Source organism: Nitrospinota bacterium (assembly GCA_016235255.1).
Lineage (GTDB): Bacteria > Nitrospinota_A > UBA7883 > UBA7883 > JACRLM01 > JACRLM01.
The window spans coordinates 53,519-68,163 of record JACRLM010000031.1 but is presented as its reverse complement, the minus strand read 5'-3'; the positions used below and the strand labels follow the sequence as shown (position 1 = coordinate 68,163).

Genomic DNA, 14,645 nt, shown 5'->3' with positions numbered 1-14,645 from the left:
ATTTGAACCTATTGCAGGCTCCGCGTCAAGCCAAAACGGTGTCCTTAGAGTTATTCCCTTCATGGGAGGCCGCAAGACCGGCCGCCACAATGTAGTACATAAGCATCTGGATCACCGACGCCCCAAAGTTGTACTCGAAGACTCCAGCCGCCATGAAGGCTGTGATGGCGCCAATACCGGCCGCCCTTGCGGCCCGAAGCCCTCTTTCCACAGGGCTTTTCCACCCTTTGAGCGTCAGCCAGAAAGCGGCTGCCCACATCCATGTCCACACTCCAAGGCCGGCCAGACCCCTTTCGGCCCCCAATTCCAAAAAATTGTTGTGCAGGTGGGAGATGTTAGGCTCCTTCACCTGTGCACTGCGGTATGACGGGTACACAAGCGGAAAAGAATTCTGCCCGACGCCCAGCACCGGGTGGTCCAGGATGATTTTCACCCCGGCGCTCCAGAGGTGGAACCGCTCGCGGGTGGTCTCGTCCCCAAGGTCGGCAATGCTGCTCACCCTGTTGCGCACTCCGGATGGAGAAAGAATGAACACCGCCGAGGCCAGCAACGGAAGTATGACCAGCCATGCAGGCTTTCGAAGAGCGATGATCACGGCCAGCCCGGCGCCAAGTCCCATCACAGCGTTGCGAGTCAAAGAAAGGAAAATAGCGGCGGTCATCACGGCCGCTCCGGCCAGAGCCACGCCACGCCACGCGGCTCCGTTGAAGATGAAAATGGCTGTGGCCACGACGGCTGCCAGCATCAAAAGACCGGCGAATGTCATGTATATGTCCTGAAAGCCGGAAATGCGGTTGTGAATGTCTATTCCCCGCATGGCGGCCTGATAAAGGCCCATAAAAGCCGCGATCGCCCCACCCGCCGCGACGGCCAGCAACGCCGGCCGTATTTTTTCCCGCCGCCTGGAAAGGTAGTCGAACATGACGAAAAAAATGAGGAAGTGTGAAAGATCCTTCGAATCTATCAGCGACTCTTTCACATTGACCGAAAACAGGGCGGCCAGCAGAGACACAATGACAAAAGCGCCGATGGGCCGCTTCAAAGGAGAAAGATCAGGCAGCGTTCTTCCCGCTGCATGCCTTGCCGTCCAGCATATCACCATGCCCGCAGCGGCCGTTTGCGCGATGGATATAGAAACAAAGTCCATGACAGCGAAAACGACAGCGAAAATCCAGAGCCACCTGTCCCATACCTCGGCTCTTACAGGCCAAGGATACTTTATGGCGCTATCGCCCATCAGCGGCTCTTCAGGTGCGTGTACAAGGATGATTCGTACCTGTATCCGCCGTAATATGTCAACAGGCCGTAGGTCTCGTCCGGATTATGCTCCTCCGTCCGCCCTTCGCCTTCGATATAGCAATACCAGAAAATGCGTTCGGGATTGACCGACTTGTCTATGTATCCCATGTTGGAGTCGAAATAGGATTTTTGGTTTCCCTGTCCGCTCTTGCCGGTCTCGGTCACCCACACAGGCATTCCGGCGTTGGTCACCAGCGGCCCGCCGTTGGCGGAAAGCTCTATGTCCAGATCGGAATAATAATGAATATTAAGCACGTCGGCGTACGACGAAAGGCCCATGTCCACAAGTTTTTGCGTCCACTCGAACTTGGCCAGCCCGTCGGTGACTATGCTCGTGGTGGCCGCGGCGACGACTTTCGCGGACGGATCAACAGAGCGTATCGCGGCCGACACCTGCTTTAGCAGGTCGAAATAGTCCTCCGCCGAGCCGTTTAGCACGTCATATTTCATCTCGTCCGGCTCGTTCCAGACCTCCCAGTATTTCACCGAGCCTTTGTACCGCCTCACCAGCGGGATTACATAATCGTTCACAAAAGTGTTTTTCCAGTTTGGGTCTCCCCGAAGCCAGTCCGGCACGTAAGCCAGAATAGGGACGACCTCCAGTCCGGATGCGGCGGCCGCGTTGATGGTCTCGTCAAACCTGGCGTAGTTTGGCGACGCTCCGTTGTAGGCCATAAACTGTGTGTCAAACCAGAAAGTGGCCCGCACCCACTTGAACTTGAGGGTGGCTATGTCCGCCATTTGGGTATAAAGGTCCCCGGCGTTGCGGTTGCCCGGGAATATCCCCACGCCAAGTTTGTCATAGGGTGTTTCCGCGCCTCCCGAAAGTATAGTCTCAGTGATGTTGCCGCATCCAGCCGCGTAGAGGACAGTTGCGGCCAGAAGCGAAAGCAATAGATTCTTCTTCATTGTCACTCCATTTTCCCTGTTGCAGCAGCGGCGATGTCCCCGCCGCCGTTAAATTGTAACTCAAAGAGCCGCTTGTAGTAACCATCTTGCCGCATAAGCTGGTCATGGGAGCCAGTCTCCACGATCCGGCCCCTTTCCATGGCGATTATCCTGTCCGCGTGCATTATCGTGGAAAGCCTGTGGGCGATCACGAAGGTTGTCCGTTTTTGCATAAGGTTGGAAAGAGCCATCTGCACCATCTTTTCCGACTCCGTGTCCAGCGCCGATGTGGCCTCGTCGAGAATGAGCACCGCCGGATTTTTCATAATGGCCCGGGCGATGGATATGCGCTGGCGCTGCCCGCCGGAAAGCTTTACGCCGCGCTCGCCGGTCATTGTGTCGTATCCGTCTGGAGTCTCTATTATGAAATCGTGGGCGAAGGCGGCCCTGGCGGCGCCTTCCACCGCTTCCATCGGGGCGTCCACCCGTCCGTAGGCGATGTTTTCCCTGATTGTGCCGTGGAACAGGAACACGTCCTGCGTTACGATGCCGATCTGGGCCCGCAACGATTTTAGCGTGGCGCGCCGGATGTCCAGCCCGTCGAAAAGCACGGCGCCCGCGCCCGGGTCCAGGAATCTTGGGATAAGGTTCACCAGCGTGGTCTTCCCCGCTCCGGAAGAGCCGACTATGGCGACAATCTCCCCCTTGGCCACGTTAAGCTGGATGTCCGAAAGGGCCGGCTTGCCGGGAGCGTAGAAAAAGCTGACGCTTGAAAACCCGATCCCTTTTTCCAGCGGCGGGATATCCACTGCGTCCCGCGGGTCCTTTATGGTCACCTCCGAGTCCATAAGCTCGAAAATCCTGGCGGCGGAAGCTAAGGCCTGCTGAATTTTGTTGTTCACCCGGGAAAGCCTGGCGATGGGGGTGTACAGCATGAACAATGCGGTAAGGAACGAGAAAAACGACCCGACGGTGGCCTTCCCCTCTATCACCTGCGCGCCGCCATACCAGATAATCGCCGCGATGCCGAAAGCGCCGATAAATTCCAATAGCGGGCTGGACAGCTCGTTTATAACGATGGTCTTGCGGATGGTCTCGTAATAGCTGTTGTTGGCCTTTTTAAAGCGGCCCGTCTCATACTCCTCCATCCCGAACGCCTGCACAACGCGGATGCCGGTGATGGACTCGTGCAGCATGGCGGTCAGGTCGGCCATGCGCTCCTGCGACTCCCGGGAGACGATCCGCAAAGACTTGCCCAGCCTGCCGATGAGCGCGCCGGAGAAAGGAATGATCGTCACGGAGACCAGGGCCATCTTCCAGTCCCGGTAGAACACCACCGCCATGAGCGCCACCATTGTCAGCGCCTCGCGGATCAGGTCGTACACCACGATGGAGACAGCGTCTTGGATCACCGTCACGTCGTTTGTGACGCGGCTCATGATCTGGCCGGTCTGCCTTGTGGAGTAAAACGAAAGGGAGAGGCTTTGCAGCCTTCCGAAAAGGGCGTCCCGCATGTCCTTTACTGCCAGCTGGCCGATGGACTGCATAAGCGACGACGCGAAATAGCGCCCGACGCCCCGGACCAGATAAATGGCCACCACCCCCAGCGGCAAAAGCGAGAGCATGTCCGCGTTTTTGCTCATGAAGATGTCGTCCAATATCGGCTGGATTATGTATGCGGCGGCTCCGGATGTGGCGGAAACGGCCACCATGCAAAGCGCCGCGAAGATGAACCGGTCCCGGTACGGAGCAAGGTATGAAAGAAGGCGCCTGTACATATCCATCAGCGCGCAAGCTCCATGACCGGGCTGACTTTTCCAAGCGCCGCGTCCCGCACGAGGCGCACCTCGATTTTTTCCATGCAATCGAAATGAAGGCACTTTCGGGGGGTGCAACGCATGCAAGGCTCCACCTTGGGGCTGAGGGCCGTGTCCTTCGGCCCGATGGGGCCCCAGCGCTGCGGCAAACAGGCGAAGATCGGGCAATACAGCCCCACCACCGGAGTCCCCACGGCGGAGGCGATGTGCAAAGGACCGGTGCTCGACGCCACGAAAACGTCCAGTTGCGAAAGGGCGCTTACAAGCTCTGGCAAAGGGCCGGAGCCGATGAATTTCCGCGCAGGCTTGCCGCTTGCCGCCACAATCCGCTCCACAAGCGGCTTTTCGGCGGCCGATCCTGTCACCACAACGTCGCAACCGGAATCATACAGTTGTGCGCAAAGCTGGGCATACCGCTCTTCCGGCCAGTTGCGCGAAGATCCGCCATGCCCCGGATGCACACCGATAAGAGGCCGCCCTTCCGTCCTTTGCAAAAGGATAAGAGGCGGCTTTGGCGCCAGCAGGAAAGGGACCCGGATAGGGGTCACTCCGAACGGCTTTAAGAGATTCAGGTTGTGGTCGGCCTCGTGGACAAGGTTTTTGGAACGGCGCTGGATCACTCTTTGCGTAAGAAAAACCTGCGCCACCTTGGAAGCGGGCCCAACGCGGCAGGGAATCCCCGCCATCGCCGCCAGAGCCGCCACGGAGAAGTTCGAGTACAGGATCACCGCCGCGTCGAATTTCCTTTTCCTCACTTCTTTTAGCAGCCTTGGAAATTCGCCGAAGGGTATGGCCGCGTTCTTTGAATCGAACGATATCACCTCGTCCACGTCCGGCCTGCTGAGCAGAAGGTCTTTGGTATAGCTTCTGGTGAGGGCGCACAAGTATGCCCTGGGAAAAAACGTTTTCAACGAAGTGAACACCGGCAGCGACAGGACCACGTCGCCGATCCTGTCCGTCCGCGCCACCAGAATCCGGGGCCGGTCGGGCAGTTTTATAATATCCTGGCTCATCCGGACATTTTACCACGCAACGCCCGCTTTCAGTGTGTCGGCCGCGCGGGAGGGGTGGTTTATTGGCCGCCGCTCTCCACCTTGCGCTTACAGGGGAGCCATATCTTGAACCGGGTTCCTTCTCCCGGTTCGCTTTCCACTTCCAGTCTGCCCCGGTGTTTCTGGATAACGCTGTAGGAAAGGGAAAGGCCCAGCCCGGTTCCCTGCCCAACCGGCTTGGTCGTAAAAAACGGGTCGAAGATTTTTTTCAAGTCGCCGGGCGGGATGCCCTGGCCGGTGTCTATTATCTCCACGGCCACGCCTTCATCCTCCGCATATGTTTTTATCGTGATGACGCCCCGCTCCGTGATCGCCTGCGCCGCGTTTATGATGATGTTCATGAAAACCTGGTTTATCTGCATGGGCATGCATTCCACCTTCGGAATGCCGCCGAACTCCTTCACCACTTCGGCCTTGTATTTCACTTCGTTGTGCACGATGTTAAGCGTGCTGGAAAGCCCGGCGGCAAGGTCGTACTCCCGCCATTCGTTTTCGGCGGAGTGGGAGAAGTCCCGCAAGGCCATAACGATGTGCTTCACCCGCTCTAGACCATCGCGGGATTCGCTCATCAGGTCGAAAATGTCGGTCTTTATAATGTCGAACTTGATGGTTTTCCTGATATCGTCAAGCCGCGAACGAGCTTCCTCCGGCAAATGGTTTTCCAGCGCTCCGTGCTCGTCCAGAAGGAATACAAGCGCCTTTACATATCGTTCCAGCGAGCCGAAATTGGAATATACGTATCCGATGGGATTGTTTATCTCGTGGGCCACGCCCGCCGCCAGTTGGCCTATGGAGGCCATTTTTTCAGACTGGAGCGCGACGGCCTCCAGGTGTTTCTTTTGGGTTATGTCCTCCTTGACGGCGATGTAGTTGGATATGCGTCCGTCCCCCTCACCGGCGATATCACGGCGCTCTCCCAGTAAAGCTCGCCGTTTTTCATTTTGTTATGGAATTCACCCCGCCATACCCGGCCCGACGTGATGGTGTCCCAAAGCTTTTTATATTCCTCCGGCGCAGTGTGCCCAGACTTGAACAGCCGGGGATTTTGCCCCATCAGCTCCGCCTTGCTGTATCCGGTGGCTTCAAACGTCTTTTTATTGCCATAGACGATCCTCCCTTGCGTGTCCGTCATGATAATGGAGGCGTTGCTCTGCTCCACACCGACGGAGAGCAGCCGCAATATTTTTTCCATTTCCCTGCGTTTAAAGTGGGCGGAAAGGATATCCGCCGCAACTTTCATAAGCCGGATGTCCTCATCATGCCATTTGCGCGCCTTATCCGTGTCGTCAAATCCGATAAAGCCGGCCAGCCGCCCGTCCCCATGCCTGATGGCGACGCAAAGCAAGGATTTTATGTCCTGTTGTTCGAATATGGCCTTTTCCGCCGCGGCTTCAAGTGGCATGGCGGAAACGTCTGGAATGGCGATGTATTCCTGCGCGCCGATCCGGGCGTTCCACCAGGGGACGATGGAAACGTCGAGATTCTGTAAATTCGCGATCTGGGGCGTCACGCTTTCCTTCACCCATTCGTTGACGTTGCTCATCTTCCTGCCGCCCTCTTCCATTGCGAAGATGTAGCATCGGCTCGTGTCCACGGCGCGGCCAAGCACCCCCAGCGCCACGTCCATGTCCGGCGGATCCGGTGAGGCGAACATGGCCGAAAACTCCGCCAGCGCCTTTTCCGCTCCAAGCCGGTACGCAAGGCTCCTCTCGCGTTCTATACGTTCGGTTATGTCCCGTCCATAAATGTTGACATACCCTTCCTTTGGAATCGGGACTATGTGCAACGAAAAGTGTTTGCCGCCCCGTTCCACGACAATCTCGTCACTGGTCTCGTTTAAGTAGGCGCTCACCACCGCAGCCGCCAGATCGTCCGGCAGCAGCCCTCCGTTTTGACAGATACTTTCCGCGGCCGGATTGGCGTATATCAGCGAGCCGTCTTCTCCGGCGCGCAGCACGGGATGAGGGTTTTCTTCCGGGAATCTGGCCAGCCGGCGCGATGTTTCTTCAGCTAGAATCGCGGTTTGTCTTGCGCGCAACGCGGCGACTCCATAGGCCATGTCGTCCGCCAGTTCGCCGAGCAGTTGCGACTCCACCTCCGTGAAAGCGTTGGGGGTGTCCGAAAAAACGGTCAGGACGCCAAATGTACCGCCGTTGCCGATCATCGGGAACGAAATGCACGAAAGGAATCCGCGCTTGGCCTCCTCTTCGGCGCAATTGCGGCATGATTCGTCCGTCCGCATATCGCCACTAATCTGGGGCAGGCCGGTCTTGATGGCCCGCCCGGTGGGGCCGGCGCCCCCATCGGAATCGTCCCAGCGTATTTGAACGGCCTCGAAATATCCGTCCACGGCGCCGGCCCATGCCAATGGCGTTACTTTGCGGTCTTTATCATCCCCCGCCAATCCCACCCAGGCCATCGGGTAACCGCCAGTTTCCACGATCACCTCGCATATCCGGCGAAGAAATTCCACTTCGGATCCCGAGTTGATCAATATCTTGTTGGAGTCGCTTATGATCCTCAGAAAGCGGTTTGCGGACTCAATTTCCACCTGTTTGCCAAGCAGGGTAATGGACGATTTGCGAATGAGCGCGAAAATGATAAAAGCGGTGACCGATACGACAAGAAATTCTTCCGAAATATGCGCGAGCGTTGGCGGGCCGAATCTGCCTGTCAGATGGAACACAAAAGTGTCTGAAAATATTTCCCACGCGATAGCTACGACCAGGTAAACCAATGCTATCTGCGCCGGGGTTAACGGAGGCCTTTTCATTTTCATTAGCGCGTTCCGCCGATGCCTATCCATGACTAATATACGCCGCTTTGAACAATAATTGTAATAATGCGGCGTTATAATCATGCCGGAGCGGCACGGTAAAAATGGCTGGAAAAGCTAGTTTATAAGCCCCGGTGGCTGGCGGAAGGTTATGGAAGTGTCCCGCATGGTGGAGCGGATGGCGCTCATAAGCTGGTCGGGAAAAATATCGTCGCAATCGTTGAGGTATTGAAGCGCGGAAACGCTCCACGCCGCCTCGTCGGGTGTTTCGATTATGGCTATGTTCAGGCCGGAATATTCCTCTATCACAATGCCGCGCAGCCGGTCCAAATCCACGTTTTCTTTTCTTTCCACCACGTCTATTGGGCGCAGCGGGGAAATGTGATAGACCTCAAGGCCGAAAAGTTCCTCGGCCACGTCCCCGCCGGTCAGTTCCTCGATGGGCACAAGGCCCGGTTCACCGATCACCGATGGATCCCCCACAGCCGCAAGGTACACCGGAGCCTTCTGGATGATCATATGCTCCGCCACGCACACCCTGGCCACAGCTTTGCCCCTATCCCGCGAAGGGCCGAACACCACGAAATCCCACCGCCCAACCGTAAGTTCCTTTTGCCTCTGATGGATGATGGTGGCCTCTATGGTCTCTGCGGCTTTCCTTCGCGCGGCGTCCGACCCTCGTCTCAACGATACTTTGCCCATAACTTCCGGTCACTTCCCTGATTACTAAATGTTACAACCTCGCAAGATTATATCCCACCGCTGGCCCTATGACCATGCCGGCGGCACGGAACTGGCTGAAAGCTTTAATTTCCCTTCCATGAAAACGCTTATACGCTATAATAACCCCTTGCTTTTCATTCTTTAACGAGGAAATAGAGGTGCGAATCTGCGTTATTGGCTCAGGTTACGTCGGGCTTGTCACCGCCGCCGTTTTCTCCGACATGGGCAATGATGTGAACTGTGCGGACGTGGACGGGGCGAAAGTGGCCTCCCTTAACAAGAAAATCATGCCCATTTACGAGCCGGGGCTCGAAGAAATGGTCAAGCGGAACATGGACGAAAACCGCCTGACTTTCTCCACTGATGTGGCCGGTGGGGTGAATACTTCGGAAATCATTTTCATATGTGTGGGCACCCCTCCGAAGGACGATGGCGGGACGGATCTTTCATATGTTGAAAGCGCCGCCAAGACAATCGGAAAAAACCTCAATGGATACAAGGTTATAGTCAACAAAAGCACCGTTCCCGTCGGCACGGGGGACCTGGTGCGCCGCGTGATAAACGAATCTAAAAGCAACGGGCAGGAATTCGACGTGGTGTCCAATCCCGAGTTTTTGCGCGAGGGTTCGGCCATTGCCGACGCGCTCAGCCCGGACAGGATAGTGATAGGCGCGCCAACCAAGCAGGTGGCGTTAAAGCTGCTGGAGCTTTATTACACCTTGGGGGCGCCGGTGCTGGTGACGGACGTCCCTTCGGCGGAGCTTATCAAATATGCGTCCAACGCGTTTCTGGCCCTTAAAATATCGTTTATCAACGAAATATCCGATATTTGCGAGACCGTTGGCGCCAACGTGAAGGACGTGGCCAAGGGAGTGGGGGCGGACAGGCGGATCGGGCATGAATTCCTTAACGCAGGGCTTGGATTCGGCGGATCGTGTTTCCCGAAAGATGTGATGTCCCTTCTTTATACCGCAGGCAAGCTTGGCACGCCGTTCGGGATGCTAAAGGAAGTGCTCAGCGTGAACGATAACCGCGTGTCCCACTTCATGGACAGGATATACAAGCGGTTTCCCGATATGAAAGGGCGCAGGTTCGGCGTGCTTGGGCTTGCGTTCAAGCCGGACACGGACGACATGCGCGAGGCCAAATCGGCGGAGATAATAAAATCCCTCGTGGAAAAAGGGGCCGCCGTGAAGGCGTATGACCCGGTGGCAATGGAAAACAGCCGCAAGACGCTCCCTTCCGGCGTGGAATATTGCGACAGCGCATACACCGCCGCCACAGGGGTGGACGCGCTGGTGATTGTCACCGAATGGCGGGAGTTCCGGCTGTTGAACGCGGAAAGGCTCAGGAGCCTTATGAAGACGCCGGTGATTTTTGACGGCAGGAACATATACGATCCCGACAGGATCAGGGCCTCCGGCTTCGAGTATTACTGCATAGGAAGGGCCTGAAAGGAAAATTGCGATGGCAAGATTTTTGATAGCGGGCGGCGCCGGTTTCATCGGCTCGCACCTTTGCGAACGGTTTCTTGGCGAAGGGCACGAGGTGGTGTGCGTGGACAACCTGATCACAGGATCGCTGGAAAACATAAGCGATATCAAATCGCCGAAGTTCACATATATCGAAAGGGACATCACCAAGGGCTTGATGGACATCAAAGGACCTTTCAGCTATGTGATGAACTTCGCTTCGCCAGCCTCGCCGCCGGACTATCTGAAATATCCCGTGGAGACGCTGTTGACCGGATCGCTTGGCACCCACGCCTGTCTTGATGTGGCGCTGCGGGACAAGGCGGTGTTCATGATCGCCAGCACGTCGGAGATATACGGCGACCCGGAGATCAATCCGCAGAAAGAGACATATTGGGGGAACGTGAACTCCATCGGGCCGCGCTCCTGCTACGATGAGGCGAAAAGGTACGCGGAGGCCGCCACGATGGCCTATCACCGCAAGCACGGGGTGGACATCAGGCTATTGCGGATATTCAACACATTCGGCCCGAACATGCGGGTGGAGGACGGGCGCGCGGTCACCAATTTTGTCTGTCAGGCCGTGCGGGGGGATGACTTGACGGTGTATGGCGACGGGTCGCAGACACGGTCGTTCTGCTATGTAACGGACATGGTGGAGGGGATCGTAAAGCTTCTTTACTCCAACGTCACCGAGCCTGTGAACATAGGCAACCCGGCGGAGATGACCATACTGGAACTGGCCAATGTGGTGCTTGAGCGCACCGGGTCTTCTAGCAAGATAACATTCCACGACCTGCCGCAGGACGATCCGAAGAAGCGCCGGCCGGACATAAGCCGCGCGAAGGAAAAGCTGGGATGGGAGCCGAAGGTGAACCTCAAGGAAGGGCTCCGTAAAACGATAGACTATTACCTGACCAAGCTGGAAGTATAACGGCGCGGCCTCCTCCACAAGCGGAGATTAAAGGATGCCACCTAAAAAATACGCCCTCAGGGAAGCGATCAAGCAATGGCCGGAGAATGACAGGCCGCGGGAGAAGCTTCTGCGAAACGGGGCGTCCAGCCTTTCGGATTCCGAACTGATCGCCATCCTCATCGGATCTGGCGTGGGGGAGAAAAACGCGCTGGACCTGGCAAGGGAACTTTTAAGGACATTCGAGGACCTTAGCGGGCTGGAGGCAGCCTCCATCGGCGAGCTCAAAAAAGTGAAGGGGATCGGCGAGGTGAAGGCCATAAGCATAAAGGCGGGCCTGGAGCTTGGGCGCAGGTTCTCGTCGTCCGGCAGGGACACAGCTTCCACCCCAGTGCGGGCCAGCGAGGACGTGGCCAAACTTTATCAGCCGCAAATGAAGAACCTGCGCAAGGAAACGTTCCGCGTGGCGCTGCTTAACGCGAAAAACAGGATAATAAAGACTGTCGTAGTTTCCGAAGGGGGAATCACGGCGGCGGTGGTGGAGCCCAGGGAAGTGTTCAACCCCGCCATCCGGGAGTCCGCCTGCGGCGTGATCCTGATGCACAACCATCCCAGTGGCGATCCTGACCCTTCTGACGATGACATAAACCTCACCCGGCGCATGGCGGAGGCGGGGCGGTTGATGAACATAAAAGTGCTCGACCACCTGATTTTTGGTGACGGGCGGTACTATTCGTTTTCGGACAACGGGGAAATATAACGCCAGATGAACAAGCGGCTATTCGATGCTTTGAACGGAATGCGGCGGCCCACCGCTTTGGTGGTGGGGGACGTGATACTCGACAGGTATGTGCGGGGGCATATCGAGCGGATATCGCCCGAGGCCCCGGCGCAGGTGCTGGAAGTGACCGACGAGGAGGAGATTTTAGGCGGCGCGGCGAACGTGGCGGCAAACGCATCCGCCCTTGGGGCCAAGGCCCGGCTTGTGGGCCTTCTGGGAGATGATGACGGCGCGGATTCCATAAAGGCGCTGCTAAAGAAAAAAGGGATCAGCCCGGCCGACCTTGTCACCGACCCGGCACGCCCCACCACGCGCAAGACAAGGTTCATCGCCATGCGCCAGCAGATGCTCCGGGTGGACCGGGAGAGCAGGGCGGACGCTGACAACAAAGGCCAGGCCAGGCTTGTGGCGCGGGTGGAAGGCGCCGTCAAAAAGTGCGACGGGGTGATCCTTTCCGATTACGGCAAAGGGGCGCTTCCCGCCGCCGTCACGGCGCGGATAATAAAATGCGCCCGGAAAGCGGGCAAGATGGTGATAGTCGATCCGAAGGGTCGCGACTATTCCAAATACTCCGGCGCCACCATCATCACGCCGAACCGCAAGGAGGCCGCGCTGGCCTCCGGGGTGGAGATAAAAACGGACAGGGATTACCGCACGGCGGCGGCGCGGCTTTTCAAAGTGACCGGCGCCGAGCACATCTTCATCACCCGCGGCGACGAGGGGATGAGCGTGTTTGGCAAAGATGGAGCCAGCATGCATTTCGCCGCTGAGGCGCTGGAAGTGTTTGACGTCACCGGCGCTGGGGACACTGTGATAGCGGCGCTGGCCGTCACGCTTTTCGCCGGGCTGCCGCTGGAAGAGGCGGCGAAAATCGCCAACGTGGCGGCCGCCATCGAAGTGGGGCATGTGGGCGCAAGGGCCGTCACCCGGCGCGAAGTGCTCGACAGGCTTATGCCCGACAAGGCTGGAAACGGCAAGGTGAAGAGCCGCGCGCAGGCGGCGGAATACGCCAAAAAACTCCGGGGCGAGGGACGGGCGGTGGTGTTCACCAACGGCTGTTTCGACATCGTCCATGCAGGGCATGTCCATTATCTGGAAAAGGCCCGCGCCCTTGGCGACGCGCTGGTGGTGGGCCTTAACTCGGACGCTTCCGTGCGCCGCATCAAAGGTAAAAACAGGCCGCTGACAAAGCAGGACGACAGGATAAAAGTTCTTTCCGCGCTCTCATGCGTGGACGCTGTCACCGTTTTCAACGAGGACACGCCGATCAACGTTATCAAGGCCGTGTCGCCGGACATCCTGGTGAAAGGGGGAGACTATACCCCGGACACGGTGGTGGGGCGCGACGTGGTGGAGAAACGCGGCGGCAGGGTGGAGATAGTGCCGCTGGTGGCGGGCAAGTCCACCACGAACATTATTAACGGCATCATGGGCCGGTTCGGCGGGTAAATATAAATGGCTCCCCGGCGCGCGGGATAGCTATAATAAACAAAGAAACTTGCCGCCAGGTAATTGTTGGAAAGCGGAGATATCATGAAACGCTATTACAAGGTCATCCTTGAACCACAGGAAGAAGGGGGATTCACCGCTTTGGTCCCTTCGTTGCCCGGGTGCATTTCACAAGGGGACACTTATGATGAGGCCATAGCCAACATCAAGGAAGCTATGGACCTTTATATTGAAAGCTTGGAGGCGGACGGATTGCCCGTCCCGGAGGAAAACCGTTTGTTCCTCGAGGTGGAAGCCAGCGTTTGACGAAAACTCCCACGCTAAAAAGCCGTGAAGTGGTCAAAGCCTTGGTGAAGGCGGGCTTTATCGAGCATCGGCAAAAGGGGAGCCATAAAATATTCAAGAAAGAGGGCTTCCGGGTGGTTGTCCCCCATCACCAGAACAGGGACATAAAAAAGGGAACGCTGGTGAACATAATCGAGCAGGCTGGCCTGACGTTGGATGAATTCATGGAATTGATTAAATAAATGGCGGACGGATACAAATTCAAACCGGCGGACTTTTCGAAAATCGGGTCATACCCGATCGCCGGGCGCAAAAGCCTCGTCACCACCGGGATGTTCGCGGACGTGGCGGCGTATCAAAAAAGCGGGAAGTTTTCCGATCTGCTCCCTTCGATACTAAAGGCGAATGATTTGCGCAAGGTGGTGTCCGCCATACGCGATGCAAAGTCCAAAGGCAAACCCGTTGTGATGGCCATCGGGGCGCATGTGATCAAGTGCGGCATGCCGCCGATCCTCATCAACCTTATGGAACGTGGCATCCTCGACGCGCTGGCGATGAACGGGGCGGGGGCGGTGCACGATCTGGAAATAGCGTTTAACGGGGCCACCAGCGAAGATGTGGCGGTGGAAATAAAAGAAGGGCGCTTTGGCATGGTGGAGGAGACGGCGGCGCATTTTAACGGTGCGTTAAAAAAGTTCGCCACTGGCGACACCGGCATGGGGGAAGCTATCGGGCGGTATATCGCCGAATCAAAAATGCCCAACGCCGCATTGTCGCTGTTGGCGAACGGTTATGACCGCAAAATCCCGGTGACGGTCCACGCCGCCATCGGCACGGACATCGTGCATATCCATCCGAACGTGGACGGCGCGGCGACGGGTCGGGCCACGCTGAACGATTTCCGCCTGTTCACCGGCGTCGTCTCCCAACTCGGCGGCGGCGGGGTGTACCTTAACGTCGGCTCGTCTGTGATATTGCCGGAGGTGTTCATCAAGGCGCTTTCCGCCGCGCGGAATCTGGGGAGCGATGTTTCGGAATTTATGACCGTGAACATGGACATGATCCAGCATTACCGCCCCGCCGTGAACGTTGTGAACCGCCCCATCCAGGGCGCCGGGCGCGGAATATCCATCACGGGCCATCACGAGATAATGATTCCGCTGTTATATCACATGCTGGTGTCGGATTAA

At 57.2% G+C, this 14,645-nt stretch carries 14 protein-coding genes; 7 read left to right on the top strand and 7 right to left on the bottom strand.

Translation table 11 applies throughout. The annotated features are described in order from the left end of the window. Nucleotides 1-25: 25 nt before the first annotated feature. From HZB29_03745 to HZB29_03715, 7 genes are all read right to left on the bottom strand, one after another. Nucleotides 26-1,237 carry an O-antigen ligase family protein gene (locus HZB29_03745; protein ID MBI5814704.1) on the bottom strand — a complete coding sequence of 404 codons (1,212 nt, stop codon included), beginning with the start codon at nt 1,235-1,237 and terminating at the stop codon, nt 26-28. Continuing rightward, nucleotides 1,237-2,208: a cellulase family glycosylhydrolase gene (locus HZB29_03740; protein ID MBI5814703.1), complete on the bottom strand. Its 972-nt coding sequence runs from the start codon at nt 2,206-2,208 to the stop codon at nt 1,237-1,239. Before HZB29_03740 ends, HZB29_03745 begins: the two co-directional genes overlap by 1 nt. Nucleotides 2,209-2,210: 2 nt before the next feature. Beyond that, on the bottom strand, nt 2,211-3,971 hold the full coding sequence (locus HZB29_03735; protein ID MBI5814702.1) for an ABC transporter ATP-binding protein: 1,761 nt from the start codon (nt 3,969-3,971) through the stop codon (nt 2,211-2,213). Then, nucleotides 3,971-5,017, bottom strand: a complete 1,047-nt coding sequence (locus HZB29_03730; protein ID MBI5814701.1) for a glycosyltransferase family 9 protein — start codon at nt 5,015-5,017, stop codon at nt 3,971-3,973. The genes HZB29_03735 and HZB29_03730 overlap by 1 nt, the downstream gene beginning before the upstream one ends. Nucleotides 5,018-5,076: 59 nt before the next feature. Then, nucleotides 5,077-5,856, bottom strand: a complete 780-nt coding sequence (locus tag HZB29_03725) for an ATPase (GenBank protein ID MBI5814700.1) — start codon at nt 5,854-5,856, stop codon at nt 5,077-5,079. 44 nt (nt 5,857-5,900) lie between these two features. Continuing rightward, the gene (locus tag HZB29_03720; protein ID MBI5814699.1) at nt 5,901-7,835 is read right to left on the bottom strand and encodes a GAF domain-containing protein; all 1,935 of its coding nucleotides are present in this window, start codon (nt 7,833-7,835) and stop codon (nt 5,901-5,903) included. A gap of 114 nt (nt 7,836-7,949) precedes the next feature. Then, a complete protein-coding gene (locus HZB29_03715; GenBank protein MBI5814698.1) occupies nt 7,950-8,534 on the bottom strand; it encodes a hypothetical protein in 585 nt (194 codons plus the stop codon). 179 nt (nt 8,535-8,713) lie between these two features. Between HZB29_03715 and HZB29_03710 the strand changes: the two genes are divergently transcribed. From HZB29_03710 to HZB29_03680, 7 genes are all read left to right on the top strand, one after another. Continuing rightward, entirely contained in the window at nt 8,714-10,009 is a 1,296-nt protein-coding gene (locus HZB29_03710) for a UDP-glucose/GDP-mannose dehydrogenase family protein (protein MBI5814697.1), read from the top strand. Nucleotides 10,010-10,022: 13 nt separating this feature from the next. Continuing rightward, nucleotides 10,023-10,961 carry an SDR family oxidoreductase gene (locus tag HZB29_03705; protein MBI5814696.1) on the top strand — a complete coding sequence of 313 codons (939 nt, stop codon included), beginning with the start codon at nt 10,023-10,025 and terminating at the stop codon, nt 10,959-10,961. A 34-nt stretch (nt 10,962-10,995) separates the two neighbouring features. Beyond that, nucleotides 10,996-11,700, top strand: coding sequence for a DNA repair protein RadC (gene radC / locus HZB29_03700; GenBank protein MBI5814695.1), 705 nt, complete (start codon nt 10,996-10,998; stop codon nt 11,698-11,700). A gap of 6 nt (nt 11,701-11,706) precedes the next feature. After that, entirely contained in the window at nt 11,707-13,170 is a 1,464-nt protein-coding gene (gene rfaE1 / locus HZB29_03695; protein ID MBI5814694.1) for a D-glycero-beta-D-manno-heptose-7-phosphate kinase, read from the top strand. Nucleotides 13,171-13,254: 84 nt separating this feature from the next. Then, complete coding sequence (locus HZB29_03690; protein ID MBI5814693.1) at nt 13,255-13,476, top strand: type II toxin-antitoxin system HicB family antitoxin; 222 nt, start codon at nt 13,255-13,257, stop codon at nt 13,474-13,476. Further along, nucleotides 13,473-13,697 carry a type II toxin-antitoxin system HicA family toxin gene (locus HZB29_03685; GenBank protein ID MBI5814692.1) on the top strand — a complete coding sequence of 75 codons (225 nt, stop codon included), beginning with the start codon at nt 13,473-13,475 and terminating at the stop codon, nt 13,695-13,697. The genes HZB29_03690 and HZB29_03685 overlap by 4 nt, the downstream gene beginning before the upstream one ends. Beyond that, the gene (locus tag HZB29_03680; GenBank protein MBI5814691.1) at nt 13,698-14,645 is read left to right on the top strand and encodes a hypothetical protein; all 948 of its coding nucleotides are present in this window, start codon (nt 13,698-13,700) and stop codon (nt 14,643-14,645) included.